Source organism: Clostridium sediminicola, from assembly GCF_050402865.1.
GTDB lineage: Bacteria > Bacillota > Clostridia > Clostridiales > Clostridiaceae > Clostridium_AF > Clostridium_AF sediminicola.
In genome coordinates, this window is the sequence record NZ_BAABMF010000015.1 from 93764 (window position 1) to 115575 (window position 21812).

26 protein-coding genes are annotated in these 21812 nt (G+C 30.7%); 21 read left to right on the top strand and 5 right to left on the bottom strand.

Going from position 1 to position 21812, the window contains the following annotated elements:
- Positions 1–15 precede the first annotated feature (15 nt).
- The 6 genes from ACQ3F0_RS19875 (at position 16) to ACQ3F0_RS19900 (ending at position 5185) form a co-directional block, all read left to right on the top strand.
- The gene (locus ACQ3F0_RS19875; RefSeq protein WP_428867439.1) at positions 16–918 is read left to right on the top strand and encodes a DMT family transporter; all 903 of its coding nucleotides are present in this window, start codon (positions 16–18) and stop codon (positions 916–918) included.
- Between the two features lie 155 nt (positions 919–1073).
- Positions 1074–1913, top strand: a complete 840-nt coding sequence (locus tag ACQ3F0_RS19880) for an HAD family hydrolase (protein ID WP_428867441.1) — start codon at positions 1074–1076, stop codon at positions 1911–1913.
- Positions 1914–1938: 25 nt separating this feature from the next.
- The gene (locus ACQ3F0_RS19885; protein WP_428867442.1) at positions 1939–3633 is read left to right on the top strand and encodes a glycoside hydrolase family 3 protein; all 1695 of its coding nucleotides are present in this window, start codon (positions 1939–1941) and stop codon (positions 3631–3633) included.
- Positions 3634–3797: 164 nt separating this feature from the next.
- Positions 3798–4238, top strand: a complete 441-nt coding sequence (locus ACQ3F0_RS19890) for a DUF4342 domain-containing protein (RefSeq protein ID WP_428867444.1) — start codon at positions 3798–3800, stop codon at positions 4236–4238.
- Between the two features lie 134 nt (positions 4239–4372).
- Positions 4373–4654 (top strand): alpha/beta fold hydrolase, encoded by a 282-nt coding sequence (locus ACQ3F0_RS19895; RefSeq protein WP_428867446.1) that lies wholly within the window; start codon positions 4373–4375, stop codon positions 4652–4654.
- Between the two features lie 108 nt (positions 4655–4762).
- Entirely contained in the window at positions 4763–5185 is a 423-nt protein-coding gene (locus ACQ3F0_RS19900; RefSeq protein ID WP_428867448.1) for a DUF1801 domain-containing protein, read from the top strand.
- 87 nt (positions 5186–5272) lie between these two features.
- Here ACQ3F0_RS19900 and ACQ3F0_RS19905 read toward each other — a convergent pair whose 3' ends face one another.
- The 5 genes from ACQ3F0_RS19905 to ACQ3F0_RS19925 all read right to left on the bottom strand — a co-directional run bounded on the left by ACQ3F0_RS19905 (position 5273) and on the right by ACQ3F0_RS19925 (position 10720).
- On the bottom strand, positions 5273–6121 hold the full coding sequence (locus ACQ3F0_RS19905; protein WP_428867450.1) for a protein phosphatase 2C domain-containing protein: 849 nt from the start codon (positions 6119–6121) through the stop codon (positions 5273–5275).
- A 2-nt stretch (positions 6122–6123) separates the two neighbouring features.
- On the bottom strand, positions 6124–7815 hold the full coding sequence (locus ACQ3F0_RS19910; protein WP_428867452.1) for an ABC transporter permease: 1692 nt from the start codon (positions 7813–7815) through the stop codon (positions 6124–6126).
- Positions 7816–7831: 16 nt separating this feature from the next.
- Positions 7832–8845: an ABC transporter ATP-binding protein gene (locus tag ACQ3F0_RS19915; protein ID WP_428867453.1), complete on the bottom strand. Its 1014-nt coding sequence runs from the start codon at positions 8843–8845 to the stop codon at positions 7832–7834.
- Between the two features lie 62 nt (positions 8846–8907).
- Entirely contained in the window at positions 8908–9993 is a 1086-nt protein-coding gene (locus tag ACQ3F0_RS19920) for an extracellular solute-binding protein (RefSeq protein WP_428867454.1), read from the bottom strand.
- 355 nt (positions 9994–10348) lie between these two features.
- The gene (locus ACQ3F0_RS19925; RefSeq protein ID WP_428867455.1) at positions 10349–10720 is read right to left on the bottom strand and encodes a helix-turn-helix domain-containing protein; all 372 of its coding nucleotides are present in this window, start codon (positions 10718–10720) and stop codon (positions 10349–10351) included.
- Positions 10721–11117: 397 nt separating this feature from the next.
- Between ACQ3F0_RS19925 and ACQ3F0_RS19930 the strand changes: the two genes are divergently transcribed.
- From ACQ3F0_RS19930 to ACQ3F0_RS20000, 15 genes are all read left to right on the top strand, one after another.
- The gene (locus ACQ3F0_RS19930) at positions 11118–11273 is read left to right on the top strand and encodes a Spo0E family sporulation regulatory protein-aspartic acid phosphatase (RefSeq protein WP_428867456.1); all 156 of its coding nucleotides are present in this window, start codon (positions 11118–11120) and stop codon (positions 11271–11273) included.
- A gap of 23 nt (positions 11274–11296) precedes the next feature.
- Positions 11297–11728: a DUF722 domain-containing protein gene (locus tag ACQ3F0_RS19935; RefSeq protein ID WP_428867458.1), complete on the top strand. Its 432-nt coding sequence runs from the start codon at positions 11297–11299 to the stop codon at positions 11726–11728.
- A gap of 236 nt (positions 11729–11964) precedes the next feature.
- Positions 11965–12141 carry a hypothetical protein gene (locus ACQ3F0_RS19940; protein ID WP_428867460.1) on the top strand — a complete coding sequence of 59 codons (177 nt, stop codon included), beginning with the start codon at positions 11965–11967 and terminating at the stop codon, positions 12139–12141.
- Positions 12141–13457 (top strand): phage tail sheath family protein, encoded by a 1317-nt coding sequence (locus tag ACQ3F0_RS19945; protein WP_428867462.1) that lies wholly within the window; start codon positions 12141–12143, stop codon positions 13455–13457. The genes ACQ3F0_RS19940 and ACQ3F0_RS19945 overlap by 1 nt, the downstream gene beginning before the upstream one ends.
- 14 nt (positions 13458–13471) lie before the next feature.
- On the top strand, positions 13472–13936 hold the full coding sequence (locus ACQ3F0_RS19950) for a phage tail tube protein (RefSeq protein ID WP_428867463.1): 465 nt from the start codon (positions 13472–13474) through the stop codon (positions 13934–13936).
- 11 nt (positions 13937–13947) lie between these two features.
- A complete protein-coding gene (locus ACQ3F0_RS19955; RefSeq protein ID WP_428867464.1) occupies positions 13948–14367 on the top strand; it encodes a phage tail assembly chaperone in 420 nt (139 codons plus the stop codon).
- A 184-nt stretch (positions 14368–14551) separates the two neighbouring features.
- Positions 14552–16612: a tape measure protein gene (locus ACQ3F0_RS19960; RefSeq protein WP_428867466.1), complete on the top strand. Its 2061-nt coding sequence runs from the start codon at positions 14552–14554 to the stop codon at positions 16610–16612.
- Positions 16605–17246, top strand: a complete 642-nt coding sequence (locus tag ACQ3F0_RS19965) for a LysM peptidoglycan-binding domain-containing protein (RefSeq protein WP_428867468.1) — start codon at positions 16605–16607, stop codon at positions 17244–17246. Before ACQ3F0_RS19960 ends, ACQ3F0_RS19965 begins: the two co-directional genes overlap by 8 nt.
- Complete coding sequence (locus ACQ3F0_RS19970; RefSeq protein ID WP_428867469.1) at positions 17243–18178, top strand: XkdQ/YqbQ family protein; 936 nt, start codon at positions 17243–17245, stop codon at positions 18176–18178. Before ACQ3F0_RS19965 ends, ACQ3F0_RS19970 begins: the two co-directional genes overlap by 4 nt.
- Entirely contained in the window at positions 18178–18492 is a 315-nt protein-coding gene (locus ACQ3F0_RS19975) for a DUF2577 family protein (protein ID WP_428867470.1), read from the top strand. Before ACQ3F0_RS19970 ends, ACQ3F0_RS19975 begins: the two co-directional genes overlap by 1 nt.
- Positions 18464–18862: a DUF2634 domain-containing protein gene (locus tag ACQ3F0_RS19980; RefSeq protein ID WP_428867472.1), complete on the top strand. Its 399-nt coding sequence runs from the start codon at positions 18464–18466 to the stop codon at positions 18860–18862. The genes ACQ3F0_RS19975 and ACQ3F0_RS19980 overlap by 29 nt, the downstream gene beginning before the upstream one ends.
- Positions 18859–19911 carry a baseplate J/gp47 family protein gene (locus ACQ3F0_RS19985; protein ID WP_428867473.1) on the top strand — a complete coding sequence of 351 codons (1053 nt, stop codon included), beginning with the start codon at positions 18859–18861 and terminating at the stop codon, positions 19909–19911. The genes ACQ3F0_RS19980 and ACQ3F0_RS19985 overlap by 4 nt, the downstream gene beginning before the upstream one ends.
- Positions 19898–20431: a putative phage tail protein gene (locus ACQ3F0_RS19990; RefSeq protein ID WP_428867475.1), complete on the top strand. Its 534-nt coding sequence runs from the start codon at positions 19898–19900 to the stop codon at positions 20429–20431. Before ACQ3F0_RS19985 ends, ACQ3F0_RS19990 begins: the two co-directional genes overlap by 14 nt.
- Complete coding sequence (locus ACQ3F0_RS19995) at positions 20424–21212, top strand: hypothetical protein (RefSeq protein WP_428867476.1); 789 nt, start codon at positions 20424–20426, stop codon at positions 21210–21212. Before ACQ3F0_RS19990 ends, ACQ3F0_RS19995 begins: the two co-directional genes overlap by 8 nt.
- A gap of 11 nt (positions 21213–21223) precedes the next feature.
- Positions 21224–21811 (top strand): hypothetical protein, encoded by a 588-nt coding sequence (locus tag ACQ3F0_RS20000; protein WP_428867478.1) that lies wholly within the window; start codon positions 21224–21226, stop codon positions 21809–21811.
- Position 21812 lies beyond the last annotated feature (1 nt).

Below are 21812 nucleotides of genomic sequence, written 5' to 3' on the forward strand. Positions count from 1 at the left end.
GAAGGAGAAATTATTATGGGGAATAGTAAACAAAAAAGTGTAGAAAACTTTTTAATTATTATGGCTATTGTTGGAGGGTTTCGAGTTGTATTTAATAAATTGAGTATAAATAATGGTTTTGGTGCATATGCAATCGTAGCTACACAGTTTTTGATTGGTGGACTTATTCTATCGATATATTTACGAGATAAAATATTCTCTATAAATAAAAAATATTTTATATTAGCCATTTTTGCAAGTATCATTTTTTTCTTATCATTTTACTTAGGTACTTTAGGGCTTGTATACACAACTCCAAGCAAAAACGCATTTCTATATCAAACATCTATTGTGTTTGTGCCATTCTTATACTATTTTGTGTACAAACAAAAAATAGATAAACATACCATAATTGGTGTTGTTATTGCTATGTGTGGTTTGGTATTTTTAACTTTGGAGAATGGGTTTGGTAATATAAATATCGGTGATATATTAACTATATTAGCTGCAGTGATGGTTGCTTTACATATGACTTTTTCATCTTTTGCTATGAAGAAGAATGAGTGCAATCCGGTTGTTTTTACAACTATTCAAATGTTTATTTCAGGAATTTTGGCTTTAGTGCTTGCTTTTATGAATGATGATTTTTCAAGTGGTATAAGTTTAACAATTTGTTGGCCACTATTATTAGGTGGTATACTTATTGGTTTTACTTTTTATGTAACCAGTTTAGGATTCAAATATTCAACACCCACTAAAATGAGCCTAATAAATTCTTTGAATCCTGTTTCAAGCACCATTGCTGCAATTCTATGTTTAAATGAAGTAATTACCTATAGATTATTTGTTGGTGGAGGATTAATAATGGCTGCACTACTTGTAATTCAATTAAAGCCTAATTTATCTAAATATATTAATCGTGTGAGAACAGAAGTCTAAATAATAGAAGACTACTGTAAAAAACAATAATTGTACACATAAAGTCCAAATAATGAAAGCTTCATTACACACTAAGTGATAAACTAAAAAGTAATTAACATAGATGATTGCAGTATTGCAATGAGCTACAACCAATATTCGAAGGAGGACAAACTATGAAAGATACTATAGCAGAATATAGAAAAAGCAAAGGGTTTTTAGTGTGCGTTGACTCTGATGGTTGTGCCATGGACACCATGGAAGTAAAACACAGAAAATGCTTTGCACCGAAAGCAATAGAACTATGGGAATTACAAGATGTGGAAAAGAAATTTCTTGAAACTTGGAATAAGGTTAATTTGTATTCAAAAACAAGAGGAATTAACCGTTTTAAAGGTCTTGTAAAAACTTTTGAACTTTTAGCAGCTAATGGAATTGATATGCCTGACTTTTCATCGATTCTTGAATGGAATGAGACTTCACCGGAACTGTCAAATCCTGCACTGAAAAAAGCAATTGAAAAAACAGGAGATGAGCAATTAGTTAAGACATTGGCATGGAGTAAAGCTGTTAATAAGGCTATTACAGAATTACCTAAGGATGACAAACCTTTTTCCAATGTAAAAGAAGGATTAGCAGCCATAAGTTCTGTTGCAGATATTGCCATTGTTTCTTCTGCCAATGGAAGTGCTGTAAATGACGAATGGACAAGACATGAGCTTGCGCCTTATGTGCAAGTGATGCTTGGACAAGAAGCGGGTAGCAAGGCAGCTTGTATAAGTGATTTAAAAGAGTATGGTTATTCAGATGATAAAATATTAATGGTGGGAGATGCACCTGGTGATTTAAAAGCGGCAGTAACCAATGGTGCTTTATATTATCCTATACTTGTTGGTAAAGAAGATTTTTCATGGACTCGGTTAGCTTCTGAAGCATTACCCAAATTTATTGATGGGAGCTACAGAGGAGAATATCAAGAAAAAATAATAGACGAATTCAATTCAACATTAAAATAAACTAAACTTATTAGGAGGTAAAAACATGGTAAATTTAAAAGCAAAACCTTTTTACTTGAATGACGAAGATATCGCATGGGTGGAAAGTATCATCTCAGGAATGTCAATAGAAGAAAAAATAGGTCAATTATTTGTTAACTTATTTATGGACTTTGATAATGAAAAAGCTAAAGAATTAATAGATAAATACCACGTTGGTGGGGCAAGATACCACGGTGGTGACTCTGAGCAAGTATATGAATTGCTATCAGAACTACAAAGATTAAGTAAAGTACCTATGTTGATAGCAGCAAATTGCGATGCTGGTGGTGACGGTGCAACGAAAGATGGTACATATATCGCATCAGCTGCACAGGTTGAAGCTACAGGTAGCGAAGAAGTAGCTTATAATGTAGGATATGTAAGTGGTCGTGAGGCTACTGCATTGGGAGTAAACTGGAACTTCGATCCATGTTCAGATATTTTATTCAACTGGAGAAATACAATTGTTAATACTAGAGCATATGGAACAACACCAGAACCAGTTATTAAATATACAAGTGCTTATATCAAAGGTTTAAGACAAAGTAATATTGCATCTTGTATCAAACATTTCCCTGGTGATGGCACTGAAGAACGTGACCAACATTTAGTTTTAGGTGTAAATGAATTTAGTTGTGAAGAGTGGGATGAAAGCTTTGGCAAAGTGTATAAACATGCAATTGATGAAGGTGTTATGTCTATTATGGCTGGACACATTGCATTACCAGAGTACCAAAAAAAATTAGTACCAGAAATGGAAGACAAAGATATTTTGCCTGCAACATTAGCACCAGAATTAATAACAGGATTATTACGTGAACAATTAGGTTTTAATGGTTTAGTTATTACAGATGCTTCTCATATGATAGGTATGGCAGCTGCTATGAAACGTAGGGATTATGTACCTGCTGCAATAGCTGCTGGTTGTGACATGTTCTTATTCTTCAACGATATAGAAGAAGATTTTAACTTCATGTTAGATGGATATAAAAATGGTGTAATTACAGAAGAGCGTTTACAGGATGCTTTAAGAAGAATTTTAGGGTTAAAAGCTTCATTAAAACTTCATATTAAACAAAAAGAAGGCACATTAATACCAGATAAAGAAGGCCTCAAAGCTATTGGTTGTGAAGAACATTTAGCTATGGCTGAAGAAGCTGCTGATAAAGGTATTACACTTGTTAAAAATACTCTAAATCAGTTACCAATCAAACCAAGTACTCATAAGAGAATAAAGCTTCATACCTTATTTGGTGAAATTGGTGGTATTACACATGGATCAAATGACGCTGAGAAAATAATTATTGAAGAACTTGAAAGAGTAGGCTTTGAAGTTACTTTAAACGATGGTACAGGAAGACTAAAAGGTAAAACTGCTGAATACTCTGAAAATTGGGATGCAGCACTAGTTTTTGCTGATATAGTAGGATATGCAGCTGAAAATAATTACCGTATTAGATGGAAATGTCCAATGTCTACTGATATTCCATGGTATGTACACGAGTTACCTACTGTATTTGTATCATTAAACTTTACTACTCATTTAACAGATGTGCCTATGGTAAAAACATATATTAATGCTTATAAAGATACAAGAACAGTTATTAGACAAACAATCCAAAAAATAATGGGCGAATCAGAATTTAAAGGTTCATACAACGAAAATGTATGGTGTAATAAATGGGAAACAAGAAGATAATTAACTTATAAAAAGTGTTAAATGTAAAATGATAAAATTAATAGTCACGGAGTTAAATCTAGAATAACACTTCTAATCTAATTTTAATCTTTGGTTAAACTTTTTTTAATGATTACGTTCTATAGTATAAGTATAAAGTAACTTATCAAATAGGAGGTAATAAAATGTCAATAAATATTGAACAAATTGATTTAATAAGAAAGAGAGCAAATGTTAGTTATGAGGAGGCAAAAGAAGCATTAGAAAAGAATGATGATAACTTAGTTGAAGCACTTGTTTATTTAGAACAGAAAAATAAAACAAAGAGTTTTAAAAATTCATCAGGTTTTATAGGAAAATTAAAAACTTTGTTTAATAAGAGCATGGAATACAAGTTCTTAGTCTATAAAAAAAGTGAAGTAGCTGTGAAACTTCCATTATTGGTGTTTATTTTACTGTTAGTTTTTGCATGTCCATTTACAATTATTGCACTTTTACTTTCATTGATTTCAGGATGGAAGCTTAAGTTTATGAAAAAAGAAACTGAAATTAAATTAGATGGAGTAGTTGAAAAAATAAATAATTCATTTGATTCAATTTCTGAGAATAAAAGTGAATGTGAATAATTTTTTTAGAAAATGTATTTATTAAAGAAATATAATTAAGGCCTAAAAGTAATTAATAAACTTTTAGGCCTTAATTATATTTTCTAAGTATTTATGATTGGAAAGGTGAGCCTATACTTCTTGTTCAAGGTTGCATGAATCATGAACCATCTGAAAAAGATTTAGAGTTTTTATCTGATGAAATAATGAAAGACCATACTAATCTCGATTGGAGAGATTTATTACCATATATCAATATTCCTACTATGGTTTTAGTTGCTAGAAAAAGCAATGTGTTTCCTTGGCAAGGAAGTGCCTATGTAGCTGAAAAAATACCAAATAGTAGAGTAGAATTTTTTGAAGACTGTGGACATATGCTTTTCTGGGAAAATCCTGAAAAATTTAATTCACTAATAAAAAGTTTTTGTGATAAATAGAAAAAACTAAATATTAATTTATAATAGCTGTTATTAGATTTGGATAGCAGTTTTTTTGTTGTGGTATAATAAATAAAAGTATGTTTTAAATTATGAGGTGGTGATATTATGGCTGAATTAAAGACAAAAAAGAATGATAAAAATTCAATGGAATTTTTGTTATCAGTAGAACACAAAACGAGAAGAGAAGACGCGTTAGTATTACTTGACATAATGAAAGAAATAACTAAGGAAGAGCCTGTTATGTGGGGAAGTAGCATTGTTGGATTTGGAACAATGGAGTATGAAAATACTACGGGTATTAATGAATGGATGATGATTGGATTTTCTCCAAGAAAGCAAAATCTAGCTTTATACATTATGAATGGTTTCAAAAAGTACGATGATTTATTATCAAAACTGGGAAAACATAAAATAGGTAAATCTTGTTTATATATTAATAAACTTGATGATATTGATTTGGAAGTTTTAAAAGAAATTATAAAAGATTCTATTGAACATATAAAAAGCAAGAAACCAATTGAGTATTAAAATAGTTATAGTTAGCTATAAAAGAGGTTACCGTAGTATTTACTATGATAACCTTTTTGGTTAAATGTACTAATTTATAAAAACTTTTCAAATCATTTCACATTCAGAAACATCAAAATATATAGCAGTACAATCATCATGTAATTTTAGTCTTTTACGACTTCTCATAGCTTTATCATTTTTCTCCAATGAACGTAGCTCTTCTAATAAATTTTTGACACCTCGAGTTTTACATTCTATAAATAATTCAGACAATCGATAGTTATTATACAATTGTGCATAACCATCAGACATAAGCAATACTTCATCTATGTCTTTTAACTTAAATTCTTTGTAAATACCTTTTTTTATAGATTCCTTTTCATGTTCAAGTATATAGTAACCATCTTTAGTATTCATTTTCATTCTATTATTTCTCAACAACTTCAACTCGTTTTTAGTAAAACCTTTAAAAACCAATTCTTTTTCTCTATTAGGGTTATTTAACATTAAACTTATTACTTCCTTATCTAAACATTTGATTTTACCATCACTCAGGTGCTTAATGTCTCCTGATTTTGTTTTGAGATTAATCTCAACATCGCCTAATACAAAACATTCTAATGTTTCTTTATTAATCCTGGCAATTGAAATGCCTGCTGAAGCTCTGTCTAGTTTTGATAAGCTTTCAATATCTACAAATTTGGAATAGTCTTCATTTAATTTAATTACTCCTGTTTCTAATATATCAATGATGGTTCTATCAAGCTGTTCAATAGTTTCATTTAAGTATTTATTCCACCAGTTAACCATCCATACAACATCATTGCCCTCATCGGTATAGTTATTTTTATTTAAAGAAGAGGCACCGTCAATGACCCAAAATGAATGTTTAGTGATTCCGTAGCCATCTTCATTATTTTCTTTAAATGTATTGGTTATATGATCTATTTTCATTTCTATACTCCTTTTTCATTTTTTATAGAAACTCCCTTAATTAAAATCATTCCTACAAAGGTTAATAGGACAATTAATGAGCCATAAGCCATTGCCAAGCCTATTTCATATTCAAAAATACCGTTAACCATAGCAATTGAGATAGGTTTATTTGATGCTGTGTATAAATAAACCGATATGGAATACTCGCCAAGGCTTCTAACAAAGACTAATAAAAGACCTGCAATAATACCTGGAGCTATAATTGGTAGAATTATTCTTCGAAATGTTTGTAACCAATTTGCTCCTAGGCACCTTGAAGCTTCTATATAAGTATCATTTAAATTTTGAAGAGAAAGTGTTGTTGACCTTACCATCAATGGTAGCAAGCTAACAAAATAAGCAATAGGAAGTAATATATATAAACCAACTAAAACTTTGTTAAAAGTGAAAATAGAAGGTTTATTAAAAGCATTTATACTATTAATAGCAATAGCACTTGCTGGCATAGCCCAAGGTAACATGACTAAAAACTCTATCAGAAATTTGATTTTTCTATTTGTCTTTACAATGATGTAGGATGCAGGCAGTGCAACCACAACACAAAATAATGATGTAAGAGCAGACATATTGATACTGTTTATAAAAGGAGCGAATGCTCTTGTTTTTGTAAATATTTTTAAATAATTATCAAAAGAAAATTCTCTAGGATAAATATCAATCATCCATGTTCCAGGTTTTACAAAGGAAAGGATGATAATTGTAACTACAGGTAAAATAATAATTGCTACTAATAGCAAAGAGAGTATAATCAAGAGCCACTTAAAAATATTATTCTCTATTTTAATGGGTTTTATTGTAATCCCCTTTACAGAAGAAACGAACTTATTCTTATTTTCATATAGTCTAACTATGGTTAAATACACCATAGATATTATTATCAATAAAACAACTTCTGCAGCTGCTATGGACATATAATTATTTGCTTTTGACAATAAAATCTGAGTTGTCATTACTTTAAAACTGCCGCCAATAATGCTTGGTGCAGAAAAAGAACCAATACCTGTCATAAAGGTAATAATGCTAGAGCCTATAAGAGCTGGTTTGATAAAGGGCAGTATTACACTCCAAAAAATTTTTAGTTTTGATGCTCCTAGACTTCGTCCTGCTTCTATCACTGATTGATCTATATGTTTAATTCCTACTGATACATTCATATAAAAATACACATATTGTGTGTAAGCATGAATAAATAATATACCCTTTAATCCTTGAAGATGGTAAAGGGGATTTTTTAACTGAAAAACAGATTCCAGAGTCTTAGTAACCAAACCACTTTCTCCATAAAGTTGAACAAAGGCAAATACAATTATTAATCCAGGTAATGCTAAAGGAAGTAACAGAAGTTTGTCTATAAGCTTTTTAAAAGGCAATTTAAAAAAGTTCACAAAAAAAGCTAAAGATGTACCAATTATGCCACAGACAATCACTGTTAAGATACCTAAGATAATGGTGTTTTTTAAAGCTGTTAAACTAGTATCAGTTGTGAGAATTTCTATGTATTTAGATAGGGTAATGCCATCTTCATTAGTGATACTTATCCAAAATGTTTTTAGAGCAGGATACAGTATAAAGCCAACTAAAATCCATAGTAATAGTGCAATCATTATCCACGATAAACTTTTTGTTTTTTTTACAGTTATTTCTTTAATCAATATAAATTCACCTACTTTACTCCTTTAGTCGCTGAATTCTGTTTGTATCTATACTTAAATAAACTTTTTCACCAACTTCAAATTCTATACTTTTATCTAAACTATTTAGAGTAACCACTTTAATTAAAAGATTATTAACAATAACACTGTATTCTAGTAAAGCTCCACTTGTTTTGATAGTTTTGACAACGCCAAAGCATTCATTAGCATCTTGATTTGAGGCTTTACTTATTTTAATATCCTGAGGTCGAACAGAAATGTAGGGTTCATTATTTTTATTTGAAATATCAAAAGGAAAGCTTTTAGCTTCAAATAAATTTGTATCTCCTACAAATGTGGCTACAAAGGTATTTACAGGTTTTAAATAAATTTCATTTGGTGTGCCTACTTGTATGCAGTTGCCTTTATTGAAAACAGCTATTCTATCAGATAAAGTTAGCGCTTCTACCTGATCATGTGTTACAAAAATAGTTGTTACACCCAGTTTATGCTGAATTTCTTTTAGTTCTAAACGCATTTTATCTTTAAGTTTTGCGTCAAGATTTGATAAAGGTTCATCTAGTAGTAAGACTTTTGGTTCTACAACAAGAGCCCTTGCTAAGGCAACCCGTTGTTGCTCACCACCTGACAGTTCAGAAACCTTTCTGCTCTCATAACCGTCTAGGTTAACTAGAGATAAATATTGGTTTACTTTCTCATTAATTTTTCTTTTTTTTAGTTTTTTTATTTTCAAACCATATGCTACATTATCATAAACAGTCATATGAGGAAATAGTGCATAGTTCTGAAATACCATTCCGATGCCTCTTTTTTCAATGGATTCCCTAGTAATCTCTTTTTCTCCTAAAAAAATATTACCCTTTTCAGGAGAAATAAATCCTGCGATTAATCGCAATAATGTTGTTTTGCCACATCCTGAAGGTCCTAACAAAGTGAAAAATTCTCCTTCTTTTATAGATAAATTAATATTTCTACAAACAGACTGCCCATCAAATGATTTTTCTATATCTTTAACGACTACTAAATCCATGTTTACCTCCATGTATATGAAAAGGAGAAGTAAACTTTTCAGCTACTTCTCATACTTTATTTTTATTTTGGATCCTTTGCTGTATCTTTGATTTCTGAATCCCATTTTTGCATCCATTCAGATTGTTTTTTAGATAAGTTAGCCCAGTCTACATCCATTATTTTAAATTTAATGTCCCCCATCCATTCTGGAGATATTTTAATTGCTTCTGGATGTGTAGGCATACGATTAAATTCATTAGCAAACATTCCTTGGATTTTAACTCCTCCAGCAAAATCGATAAATGCTTTTGCTGCGTTAGGATGTTTTGCATTTTTAATAAGTGCTATACCATCTGTAATAACTGGTGAACCACTCTCTGCATCAATAACTTCAAGAGGTAAATTGTTTTTTGTTTTATTATCAATAATAGAATTTAATGTAGCAAAACTGATACCAGCTTCTTTTCTTCCAAGTGATTGAAACATTAATGAACCACTGCTAAAATAGTTTTTAGTATTAGCGTCCATTCCTTTCATGAATTCCCAGCCATCTTCTAATTTATTAGCTTTTTCATATTGTTGTAATAGACTTGAAAAAGTAGCTCTTGCAGAAGATGATAAGGCATTTCGGAATACTAATTGATCTTTGTATTGTTCATTTGTAAGATTAGCCCAATCTTTAGGAGCGTTTTCTGGTTTTATTACGTCACTATTGTAAAACATCATTACCGGTGTTTGAATTGTACCAAACCAAAAATTTTCTGAATCCTTAAATAATGGATCAATATCACTACCCCAAGATGGTTCATATTGGTCAAATAAATCTTCTTCTTTTAATTCCATAAAAATTGAAGAAGCACCACCAAACATAATATCAGATTGAGGATTTTCTTTTTCAGCACGAACTCTATCTGCTAATTCACCCTTCAAATTAATAAATTCAACGTTCACACCAGTTTCTTTTTCAAATTCTGTTGCTACTAGTTCTAACATAGCTTCTCCGTGAGTTGAATAAATAACAACCTTGTCTTCTAATTCATTGTTAACTTCTTTTTTTTCTTTTGTATCAGCATCTGCATTAGTTTGTACATTTTTATTTGAACAAGCTACAAAAGATAATGTCATTATAACTACAAGTAAAGCGCTAAATATTTTTTTTGATTTCATTGTGATTCCTCCTAGGTTTAACTTGGTCTCTAAATAACAGACCAATGTTAACATATATAACCAGTTATTTCTACAAGTATAGAAAATATTAATAACAATATATTTTCTATAAGTTTTTTCTATATGTTGGTGAAGTGAGGGAATAGCTGGATAATATATATTCATAGGAAACATTTGTAATAATTAGGGAAATATTTCGGAAGAGATTAGTTAAATACAATATATTGGGAGATTAATAAGAATTATTATGTATAGTAATTCTGAAAACTCAATTTTGAGTTTTCAGAAATTGGAGTCTTTTAAAATAGAAGAGTGCATATAAAATTTCTAATTATGTAATACATCAACAGTTACTTTATTTATTGATTTTTGCTTTCTTTTTTAATTTTAAAGAGATTTGAGCTTTAACAGCGTTTAAAATCATTTCGGAAGTTTCGTTGTCAATATCTTTTATATCTTTAATAATTCCTTCATCTATTAAATCATTTAGAAATTCATCTATCATTTTTGTTTTCTCATTATCAGAAGTTTTATTTGTTCTACCATTTAAATAATCTAATGACACATTGAAATAGTCTGCAATTTTAGTAACAACTTTATTAGATCCCTTACGTTGACCTAGTTCTATCATTCTTATTGTAGAATCAGAAACACCTAATTTTTTAGCAAGCTGGTTTTGTGTAAGACCGCTACTTTGCCTAAGTTCTTTTAAAATATCGCCTTTCATTATTAAACCTCCTTTTATATACAGATAAATTTAGGTCGTAGTATAGCATTATATAAAATATCATAGCACAATGCGTGCGTGATTCAAGGGAACGTACGTGCTTTCAAAAGGTAGTAGAAGTATAAAACATAAATATTAAGAGAAATAGAGAAGGATTGTCTACAGCACTTAAAGTGCTATGAAATGAAAAATAATAGCAGAATACAAAGGTTTAACATAAGCACAAAACGTGCTACAATTTTGTTGATGAAAAGTTAAATAAATGTGATTGTATAAAATTTTAAGTATTTTTATTTTATCACAATCATATTCTAGCACATATGATAAAGAGTTAACAATGGGGATATAGGAGTTTAATTAATATTAGTTTAAATTTTTAGGAAGGGGTATGAGAAAAATGATTTTAGATCTAATCATTGATTGGAAAAAAAATAAAAAGCATAGAGCAATAGAAAAGTATGGACTTAAGCATGCTAAAGTTAAAAAGCTTTCGCAACAGCTTAATCATTACATTTTAGAAAAAGAAAAAATACTAAATAAAAAAAATATATAAATTTATTGAATGAGGTGGAATTAATGAACATGTATAAAAAAGTAGAAGCGGTATTATATAACTATAATGAAACAAAAGCTGAAATCAAAAACTTGGATTTAGAAATTGAAAGCTTGGAAAATGGATATAAAGGAATTGTTGCTATGACCTATGAAGAAAAATCGACACCAACAAACAAATTCAACTCATCTGTTGAAAATGAAGTTGTTAACAAAGATGAACAATTGATTAAGTTAAGAAATATTAAAAGATTTAAAGAAATTCAAATAGAGAAGATAGATAATGCACTAAATATATTAGACGAAAGAGATTATGAAATTATTAAATTAAGATATATTAGTGGTAAAAAATATAGTTGGTTTCAAATAGCTGAAATGCTGAGGCTGTCTGATGCAACTTGTAGATTAAGAAGAGGGGCAATTATTAAGCGATTATCTAACGTAATTTTCACGTAATTATGTATAGAAACTTATCAAGACAGGGTGTTATCATTATATCATAAGAAATAGGAGTTAAGGACATTCATCATTTGGTGAGTGTCCTTTCTATTTCAAATTATTTCTCATTGACTATTGTTATGGGTAAGGAAAGAGAGGAGATACAGTATGAATAAAAAAGATTTGTGAGTGCTTAAAAGAGAAGTGCTAAAAATTTTTAAATTTAGAAAATAGTATTTTGGAGGTTGGTAATAATGGAAAATAAATCAAATGTTATTTCAGGTAAATACTCAAAAGATCAGATTCTTAAGAGTTCTCAGTTCACTAATACTGAAAAGTGTTTATTATCTGTAATTTTAGAGGATAAAAAGTATACCATAGATGAGGCAAAAACTATGGTGGAAAATGAAAAGAAGAGGGGTGTTAAGTAATGGCTGGAGGAACATGGGTTACAGAAAACAAGGTTAGACCAGGCGTATATATCAATTTTAAGTCCGAAGGAGATTCAAAAAAAGAAGTAAGCAATAGAGGAGTAGTAACTATGCCCTTGGTATTAAGCTGGGGTGCAAAAAAGCAGGTGATTGAGATTGATCATAATACTGACTTTTTAGAAGTGCTAGGTTATGAATTACTAGATAATGAATTGTTATTAATAAAAGAAGCTTTAAAAGAAGCTTCAAAAATATTAGCTTACAGAGTTAATGGTGGTACAAAAGCAACTAAAACATCTGGAAATATCACAGTAACTGCAAAGTACGAGGGTGTTAGAGGGAATGATATTATAATAGTTATTGAAGATGATATTGATGTGCAAGATGCTTTTGTTGTATCAACTTATTTAGCAGGAAAAAAAGTTTATGAGCAAACAGGAACCACTATAGAGAGCCTAAAGAGTAATCCTTATATAGAATATTCAGGTACAGGAACTTTAGTTGCTAATGCGGGCATTATTTTAGAAAGTGGAGCGGATGGAGTTACTGTTAGTGGGGATTATACAGATTATCTAACTTCAATAGAAGTGTTTAACTGGAATACAATGGCTTTACCTGTTGAAGACAGTACAATAAAAGGAGCTACTGTTGCTTTTATAAAAAGGCTTAGAGAAGAACAAGGTAAAAAAGTACAAGCTGTACTAGCAGATTATTCAATTGCTGACACTGAGGGGATTATCAGTGTAAAAAATGGAGTTAAATTAGCTGATGATACAAAAGTAAACAATGTAAAAGCTACTGCATGGGTTGCAGGAGCAACAGCAGGAGCATATGTGAATGAATCAAATACTTACCATAATTATGAAGAAGCTTTGGATGTAGATATAAGATATACAAGCTCTCAAATTGTTGAAGCTTTAAACAAGGGAGAATGGGTATTTGTAGAAAATAGAGGCAAGATATTGGTTGAGCAAGATATAAATACTTTTGTTAGTTTTACGGAAGATAAAGGAAGGGAATTTAGAAAAAATCGAGTAATCCGTACTTTAGATGCTATTAGTAATGATATTCATAGATTATTCAGCGACTATTATATTGGTAAAATCGATAATACTGCTGACGGAAGAAATTTATTTAAAGCTGAAATTATCAAATATTTTGAAGAGTTACAGGGAATCAATGCTATTCATAATTTTGATTCAGCTACTGATGTATCTGTCTTAGAAGGTAATGAAATAGATGTTATTACAGTTGATGTTAAGGTTCAGCCGGTAGATTGTATGGAAAAACTATACATGTCCGTTACATTAAATTAGGGGGTGCTTTATAAATGGGATTTTTAAGATCAAATGACACAATAAGCGGTGGAGAAGCTAGAGCTTACGCAACTATTGGCGATACAGTAGAAGAAATGTTTTATGCTAAAAATATTGAGGCAACTGCAGAGAAAAATAAAGCTGAAATCAAAACTTTAGGAAAAAGAGGTACGCAGCACAAAGCTGCTGGTTGGAGTGGTTCTGGTAGTATGACAATATACTATGTAACATCAGTTTTTAGAAAAATGATGTTGGATTATATCAAAAATGGAAAAGATATTTATTTTGATATTCAAGTAATTAATGAAGATCCAACTTCTTCTACTGGAAAACAAACAACAGTTTTAAAGAATGTTAATTTAGATAGTGTTATAATGGCAAAATTTGATGTTGATTCAGATGCACTAGATGAAGAAATTAGCTTCACTTTTGACGATGTAGATATTTTAAATGAATTTAATAAACCTGTATTAGGTTAGGGGGAGATAATATGAGTAATTTTCAAGCTTTTATGGCTCAAAATGCAGAAACAGTAGATAACATCAAAAGAGTTATTTCTAATAGATTTAAAGAGAATGGAAAGCCGGTTCCTTTTGAACTTAGAGCAATTACAAATGAGGAAGATTCTGAATTAAGAAAATCATGCCAGAAAAGAGTAAAGGTAAAAAAAGGACAAACTACTTTGGAAATAGATCAAGATAAATATTTAGGCAAGTTAGTGGCTGCATGTGTAGTATATCCAGATTTGAAAAATGTTGAATTGCAAAAATCCTATGGTATTTTAGGAGATGATTCTTTAATAAAGAAAATGCTAACTCCAGGAGAATTCACAGACTTATTAGTAGCAGTGCAAGAAATCAATGGTTACGATAAGGATATGAACGACTTGGTAGAAGAAGCAAAAAACTAATTAGTGAAGGGGATGGTGAAGCAAATTATGCTCACTATGCCCTTCACAAGTTTAATATGAGACCTCGAGAAATTGAGGCAATGGATAGATATGAAAAAGCTTTTTTATTTGCAAGTATTGATATAAATATTGCAAATGAAAAGAAAGCTCAAGCGAAGGCAAAACGCAGAAGGAGGTGATGAAATTGGCTACTTTAGGAATGAGTATTGATATGAATAGTTCCTTTAGTTTTTTAAGTAGAAGTTTAAATGAATCTACTGAGGAATTAAGTAAAAGTTTAGATAAGAGAATTAATTCTTTAAGCAGAAGTTTGAACGAATCTTATGCATCATTAGATACAAGTTTAAGTATAAAGATAGATCAAACTGAAGATAAATCAGTTGGGAAAGTAGAAAAAATTAAAAATAAATTTCAAAGTTTAGCTGGGATTACAAATACTATAGCTAGTAATATAGATAAGGTAGGACAAGCCTCTGACCATTATATGGCTATTCAATCAAGGATAGAAGCGATAAATGATGGACAGCAGACTGTAAATGAACTTAATGATAAGATATTTGCATCAGCAGGGAGGACACGTACTTCTTACGAAGATATGGTTGGTATTGTTGACAATCTTGGTACAAAAGCAAGTGGAGCATTCAGTTCCAATGATGAGATGTTGGGGTTTTCAGAACTTATGGTAAAATCAATGAAAATTGCAGGTGCTCCGCAGAAGACTCAAAAAGATGTAATGAATAAATTAACAGGTGCTATGGAGAAGGGAAAACTTCAAGGGGATGCATTCAATTCTATACTTCAAAATACTCCAATGTTGGCACAGGCTATGGCAGATAAGTTAGGTGTAAGTTTAAAAACATTAAAAGACATGGGTTCCCAAGGAAAAATTTCATCTGGTGTTCTTAAATCTGCATTATTCAGTTCAGCGGATGATATTAATAGTAAATTTGCCGATGTACCTATTACCTATGGTGAGATAATAACTAGAATAAAGGATATGATTAATAAATCATTAGCACCAGCATTTCAAAAGTTTAGTGATTTGTTAAATTCTGATGGTGCAAGACTTTTTATTAGTAATATAGGCAATTGTATAGCTTTGATAGTAGGGTTAGGTAGTACTCTTATGAATGTTGTGATAGGTATTGCTTCACTATTTTTGGATAATTGGTCAATTATAGCACCAATTATTTGGGGGATAATCGCTGCACTTATTGTTTATAATTACACCATATTAACTTCGTTGTTTTCAACTATTATGGATATTGCAGCAAAGATTGCACATAAGGTTGCATCGTGTGCTGAAACAGTAGCTATATTTGCATTGATTGCAGCACAAGATGGGTTAAATGCTGCTTTTGCTGCTTGTCCAATAACTTGGATTATAATGGGAGTAATTATGTTAATAGCAGTATTTTATGGAGTAATCGCAGCTATTAATCAGTTTACAGGTCAGAGTTTATCTGCAACAGGAATAATAGTGGGTGCTTTTATGGTTGCACTAGCTTTTATTGGAAATTTATTTATCGGAGCTTATAATTTGATAATTGATGTGGTTTGCATTATTTGGAATATTATTGCAGCATTTGTTGAATTTTTTGCTAATGTCTTCAATGATCCTATTGGCTCAATCATAAGATTATTTGCTAATATGGGGGATGCAATTTTAGGAATTATAGAAGCAATTGCATCTGGAATTGATACATTATTTGGTACGAATTTTGCAGAAGGAGTTTCAGGTTGGAGAGATGACCTTAAAGGTATGACTGATAAGCTAGTTGAGAAACAGGAAATTGAGATTGAGAGGCTAGATCCTAATGAGGAGCATATAGATAGATTAGAATATGAAAAGGCTTTTGATTACGGTAACGATATTGGAAAAGGCATTGATAATGCAGTAGGTGGTATTTTTAATAAGGATATATTTGAGAAAGATAATCCAATAGATAAATTTGATCAAGGTGGTTTTGACAAAGATAATATGAATATTAACTCAGTAAATCAGGTTAATAATGTGGGATCCGTAGATGACACTGTTGATGTATCTAGTGAAGATCTAAAGGTGATGAGAGAACTTGCAGAAATAAAAGCTGTTGAAAATTTTGTTACTCTAACACCAAGTGTACAGGTGCAAACAGGAGATATTAAAAATGATATTGATGTAAACAAAGTTGTTAAGAAAATTGGAGATTTATTAAAAGATGATATTGCAACTAGTACAAAGGAGGTGTATGCTCTTGGCTAAAATATCTTTGAAGCAAGATAATGAAGAATTAGATCTTCCTGTTTTACCAGAAGAAATTGAGATAGCGGAGAAATCAAACAATTCAAGTCAAACACTTCAAAACCTTGGGGAAGTAACTCTTATAAATGGCACTAAACTTGCCACCTTAAAACTTAGTGGATTATTCCCCAAACAAACTGATCCTTATGTTTCAAGTAATTCCTTAAAAAAACCTAATGAGTATATTGCTATGTTGAAGAAATGGAGAGATAGTAAAAAGCCATTAACCATAGCAATATCCGAAACAGCCTTTCCCATTGAATGGAAATGTACTATTGAAAGTTTAGTATACAAAGAGAAAGCTGGTGAAGTTGGGGATATATACTATTCAATAGATTTAAAAGAATACAGATACTTTAATGTTAAAAAAGCAGAAATAATTGGAGAGGATAAATCCAAAGTAGTAGTTGAAAACACTAGAGTATCAGAAAAAGAAACACCTGAAACCTATAAAATAAAGAAAGGAGATACACTTTATGCTATAGCAAAAAAATTCTATGGAAATGGTAACAAGTGGAGAGAGTTATACCAAAAAAATAAATCTATTATTAAAAATCCTAATTTAATATATCCAGGCCAGGTGATTAATCTATGATGAGGTTACTGATTGATGATAAAGAAGGGAATATACATGCGTTACCCCATGGGAAGATTCAATTAAAACATTCTATAGAAGGCAAAGTTGGTAGCATGGAATTTCAGTATTTTTCACAAAATGAATATAAGATTGAAAATGGACAAGTAGTTAGATTAGAAATGGATGAAGAGGTTATTTTTTATGGATATGTTTTCAAAGTTACCAAAGATAAAATAACTTGTTATGATCAATTAAGATATCTTAAATATAAAGATTCAAAATACTTTGATAATAAGAAAGCCAGTGAAATTCTATCTATCATTGCAAATGAGAATAATATAAAAACTGGAACAATAGAAGACACCAAATATGTAATACCAAAGCAAATTAGTGATGAAAAGGAATGGCTTGATATGATAGTAGAAGCACTACAAGCTACTTTATTAGATTCTGGGAGATTGTATTTTCTTCAAGACAGAGCAGGTAGCTTAGAACTTTTAGATATCGAAAACACTAAGCTAGGTATTATTATTGATGGTGAGAGCACGTTAAGTGATTATACTTTTACAAAGGATATAGATACTGATACCTTTAACCTTGTAAAATTAGTTAGACAAAATGAAGATATCGAAAAGAGAAAAGAATTTATATATCAAGACAGCAATAATATAGGTAAGTGGGGAAAACTACAGTACCATGAGATAGTTGATGAAAAACTTAATGATGCACAAATCCATAAAAAGGGTGAAAATTTACTGGAACTTAAGAACAGAGAAAAGATGTCTTTTAGTTTGAAAAATGTAATAGGCGATATTAGATGTAGAGCTGGATATAGTGTATTTATATCTATACCTGAAGAAGGGATTAATGGATGGTATCTTATAAAATCTGACACTCATAGAATTTTGGATAATGAATATTTAATGGATTTAGAGTTGGTGATATATTAATGTATAATGAAATAAGAAAAATTGTAAAAGATGGTTTAGAAGGGATTAATGCTCGTATATTGTTTGGAACAGTATCTAGTGTTGATCCTTTTAAGGTTTTAGTGGAGAAACGACTTGAGCTTCCTGGGAAAGTTTTAATATTTCCAGAACATCTTCAGGAAGTTAAATTAGTTACAAAAGATTTAGAAGAGTATATTTTAAGGGAAAAACTGTGCTTGAATGATAGATTAATACTTATCAATTTAGGACAGCAATATTTAATTTTTGATAAAGTAGGTGATTTTGATGCCACAATTTCTATTACCCCAAAGTAATCTAGATTCCATTAAGGTATCACTTAATAGTTATCCAAGCAAAACTTGGAGAATCTATGACGGTAGAATAGTTGGATATACTGATGGTAAAGAAGCTATAAAGCAATCCATTCAGGCTATGCTAAATACTACTAGATATGATTATCTTATATATTCTTGGAATTATGGTCATGAATTAACTGGACTTGTTGGAATGGATAAAGCTTATATCGAAGTTCTAGCCCCTAGATTAATCAAAGAATGTTTGACTCAAGATGATAGAATTTCGGATACTATTAATTTTATATTTTCTAATAGGGGAGAAGGGTTGCTTATAGAGTTTCAGGTAATTACAACAGAAGGTATCATAAAAAGTGAGGTGAATTTATGACTTATGAAGAAATACTTAAACGAATGTTAGAAAGAGTTCCCGATAATATTGATAAAAGAGAGGGTTCCATAATTTATAATGCATTGGCTCCTGCAGCTTTTGAGTTAGCCCAAATGTATTTTTCAATAGAGTCTTCGCTTAGTTTAGTTTTTGCTCATACCAGCAATGGTGAATATCTAGACAAAAGATGCGCTGAGATGGGTGTTTATAGAAAAAAAGAAACTAAAGCAGCAAGAAAAGGTGAATTTAATACAAATATCCCTATAGGTACTAGATTTGGTATAGATGAGTTGACTTATAAAGTGGTTGAATGCATTGAAGAAAATAGTTATAAGATGGAGTGTGAAAAAGCTGGAGAGGTTGGCAATACTCAATTTGGCACTCTTTTGCCTATTGATTATGTTAAGGATCTTACAACTGCAAAATTAACAGATATATTAATACCAGGGGAAGATACAGAAACTGATGAGGAGCTGTTAATGCGATTTACTACTAGAGTTCAAAAATCATCAACTAGTGGAAATATATATCATTACTTAGAATGGGCAAATGAAGTTGATGGTGTAGGAGGGGCTAGAATTCTTCCACTTTGGAATGGGAATAATACCTTGAAAATTCTTGTGGCTGGGGGCGATATGCAACCCGCTTCAAGTGAATTAATATCTTCTGTACAAGAATATCTAGATCCAAACTCTGAAGGGTTAGGTAAGGGTAAGGCTCCAATAGGAGCCTTTTGTACTGTACAAGCACCTGAAAGTATTACAATAGATATCTCTGCTGATATATCAGGAGTATCATCGGATAATGTAACAGCTACATTTACAAAGAAACTAAAAGAATACTTTCAGGATTTAATAGTAAAAGATTGGCAAATGAAAGATAGTTATGTTGTTAGCTATGCCAAAATTGGAGCCATATTATTAGAAGCTATAGATGAAGCTGGTGGTATAGATTATTCCAACATTACTGTGAATAGCTATACCTCAAATATTCAAATGACTGAAAATATTCCTGTAGTTGGGAGGGTTACATTAAATGAAGTTACTTGATTACCTTCCTGAATATCTAAAAGACATAAAAGAATTTAAAGAAATAATGAATAGTGAAAAAGAAGAGATTCATGAGCTAAAGGATCTAATTCAGGATAAGTTGAATCAAAAGTTTGTTGATACAGCTACATGGGGACTAGAATTTTGGGAAAAAGAATTAGGGTTACAAATTAACCCTAGTTTACCCTATCAAGAGCGTAGAGCAAGAATAAAAGGAAGATTAAGAGGGGTAGGTAAATGTGATTCAGATTTAATAAAAGAGGTTGTTGATTCATGGACAAATGGAAATGTTGATGTATCTTTTGAAGATTGTATAAAAATTAAATTTAACAGCATATATGGAGTACCTTCAAATATGCAAGATTTGCAAAATGCTATTAGAGACATTAAACCTGTTCATTTGAAAGTGGAATATGACTACAAATATCTTTTAATTAAAGATATACACAATGCAATAACCATTAATGAATTACAAAACACACAATTAAATAAATTTGCAGGAGGTGAAGTAAATGCCTAGTAATACTGAGAACTTAAACTTGTACAAGATAGATCCCAGTACAGATGGCAATAGCACATTTAATATAGAAACTATATTAAATGATAACTGGGATAAAATAGACAATAAATTTAAAGAAGTTGAAGAAAATATCCCAAGCAACATAACAACAACTACTATATTAGAAGGTTCTTATGATTTGAAGAGCACAGCATCCAATATAAATTTTATAACAGGAGATATAATAGCATTTAATTCTGATATTGATAGCTTGATAGTTACTAAAAATACTGTTGTGCTAAAAGAGGGCAGAGATTATAGCATTAATTCTAATAATCAAAGCATAGATGCTATTGGAGAGCCTTGGGTTGGTACAGTAGAAGAACCTGTTTGTTTTGATTTTAGAGTTTTAAGGAATCAAATTAATAATCTAGTTTTTAATGATGGTCAATCAATACAAAATGGAACTGTAACAAAACAAAAATTAAGTACAGATGTTCAAACAATATTAGAAAGTGTTGTTGATAAATCAGATAAGATTTACGTAGATAACAAAATAGGTGATTTAAGTCAAATTGAAGAGGATGATTTGGTAGCTGCTATTGAAAAGGATAGGTCGCAATTGAATGATATTGTGAATGTAAGTTTTTTGGAACCTGAAAGTTATAATAATAATACATTATGGTTACAAGATATTGGTGAGACAGATTTTAATGTTGGTGGTGGGATAGATATTGCTAATGCTCAAACCAGTACTCAACCACCAACAAATGATGATGTTTACTGGTTTGAACTAATATAAAATAATGGGAGATGACTAATATGGCAGATGTAAATATTCAAATTAAACAAAAAAATGGTGAAGTATGGGATAATTTATATCCAAAAACTAAAGCAATGCAAGTAGTGACTAATAGCGGTGATACAGTTGAGCAACATACAGGAGATACAACTGTACACATTACTAGTTCAGAACGTTCCAATTGGAATGCTAAAGCAACTACACAATATGTTGTAGATAAAATTACAGAGTTAGTGAATTCGAGTCCATCCACACTTGATACTTTAAATGAATTGGCTCAAGCTCTAGGAAATGACCCTAATTTTGCAACAACTATTACTAATGCTTTAGGTAATAAATTTGACAAGACAAATGTAGATGCAAGTACAGCATTGGGTACAAGTAATATAAAAGTGCCTAGTCAAAATGCTGTTAAAACTTATGTAGCAAATCAATTATCTTCTTCCGGTTATGGTGATATGATGAAAGCAACATACGATTCAAACAATGATGGAAAAATTGATATCGCTAGTTTTGCCGAAAGTGCTGCTATTAAAATAGGTGATACATTACCAGCTGAAGCAAATGCAGGTGAAATATTTTTCCAAACGATTGTTTAAG

Bases quoted from the DNA above. Each gene is read 5' to 3' on its own strand.
- ACQ3F0_RS19875 (WP_428867439.1), top strand. From the start codon at position 16: ATGGGGAATAGTAAACAAAAAAGTGTAGAAAACTTTTTAATTATTATG.
- ACQ3F0_RS19880 (WP_428867441.1), top strand. From the start codon at position 1,074: ATGAAAGATACTATAGCAGAATATAGAAAAAGCAAAGGGTTTTTAGTG.
- ACQ3F0_RS19885 (WP_428867442.1), top strand. From the start codon at position 1,939: ATGGTAAATTTAAAAGCAAAACCTTTTTACTTGAATGACGAAGATATC.
- ACQ3F0_RS19890 (WP_428867444.1), top strand. From the start codon at position 3,798: ATGTCAATAAATATTGAACAAATTGATTTAATAAGAAAGAGAGCAAAT.
- ACQ3F0_RS19895 (WP_428867446.1), top strand. From the start codon at position 4,373: ATGAATCATGAACCATCTGAAAAAGATTTAGAGTTTTTATCTGATGAA.
- ACQ3F0_RS19900 (WP_428867448.1), top strand. From the start codon at position 4,763: ATGGCTGAATTAAAGACAAAAAAGAATGATAAAAATTCAATGGAATTT.
- ACQ3F0_RS19905 (WP_428867450.1), bottom strand. From the start codon at position 6,121: ATGAAAATAGATCATATAACCAATACATTTAAAGAAAATAATGAAGAT.
- ACQ3F0_RS19915 (WP_428867453.1), bottom strand. From the start codon at position 8,845: ATGGATTTAGTAGTCGTTAAAGATATAGAAAAATCATTTGATGGGCAG.
- ACQ3F0_RS19920 (WP_428867454.1), bottom strand. From the start codon at position 9,993: ATGAAATCAAAAAAAATATTTAGCGCTTTACTTGTAGTTATAATGACA.
- ACQ3F0_RS19925 (WP_428867455.1), bottom strand. From the start codon at position 10,720: ATGAAAGGCGATATTTTAAAAGAACTTAGGCAAAGTAGCGGTCTTACA.
- ACQ3F0_RS19930 (WP_428867456.1), top strand. From the start codon at position 11,118: ATGATTTTAGATCTAATCATTGATTGGAAAAAAAATAAAAAGCATAGA.
- ACQ3F0_RS19935 (WP_428867458.1), top strand. From the start codon at position 11,297: ATGAACATGTATAAAAAAGTAGAAGCGGTATTATATAACTATAATGAA.
- ACQ3F0_RS19940 (WP_428867460.1), top strand. From the start codon at position 11,965: ATGGAAAATAAATCAAATGTTATTTCAGGTAAATACTCAAAAGATCAG.
- ACQ3F0_RS19945 (WP_428867462.1), top strand. From the start codon at position 12,141: ATGGCTGGAGGAACATGGGTTACAGAAAACAAGGTTAGACCAGGCGTA.
- ACQ3F0_RS19950 (WP_428867463.1), top strand. From the start codon at position 13,472: ATGGGATTTTTAAGATCAAATGACACAATAAGCGGTGGAGAAGCTAGA.
- ACQ3F0_RS19955 (WP_428867464.1), top strand. From the start codon at position 13,948: ATGAGTAATTTTCAAGCTTTTATGGCTCAAAATGCAGAAACAGTAGAT.
- ACQ3F0_RS19970 (WP_428867469.1), top strand. From the start codon at position 17,243: ATGATGAGGTTACTGATTGATGATAAAGAAGGGAATATACATGCGTTA.
- ACQ3F0_RS19975 (WP_428867470.1), top strand. From the start codon at position 18,178: ATGTATAATGAAATAAGAAAAATTGTAAAAGATGGTTTAGAAGGGATT.
- ACQ3F0_RS19980 (WP_428867472.1), top strand. From the start codon at position 18,464: ATGCCACAATTTCTATTACCCCAAAGTAATCTAGATTCCATTAAGGTA.
- ACQ3F0_RS19985 (WP_428867473.1), top strand. From the start codon at position 18,859: ATGACTTATGAAGAAATACTTAAACGAATGTTAGAAAGAGTTCCCGAT.
- ACQ3F0_RS19990 (WP_428867475.1), top strand. From the start codon at position 19,898: ATGAAGTTACTTGATTACCTTCCTGAATATCTAAAAGACATAAAAGAA.
- ACQ3F0_RS19995 (WP_428867476.1), top strand. From the start codon at position 20,424: ATGCCTAGTAATACTGAGAACTTAAACTTGTACAAGATAGATCCCAGT.
- ACQ3F0_RS20000 (WP_428867478.1), top strand. From the start codon at position 21,224: ATGACTAATATGGCAGATGTAAATATTCAAATTAAACAAAAAAATGGT.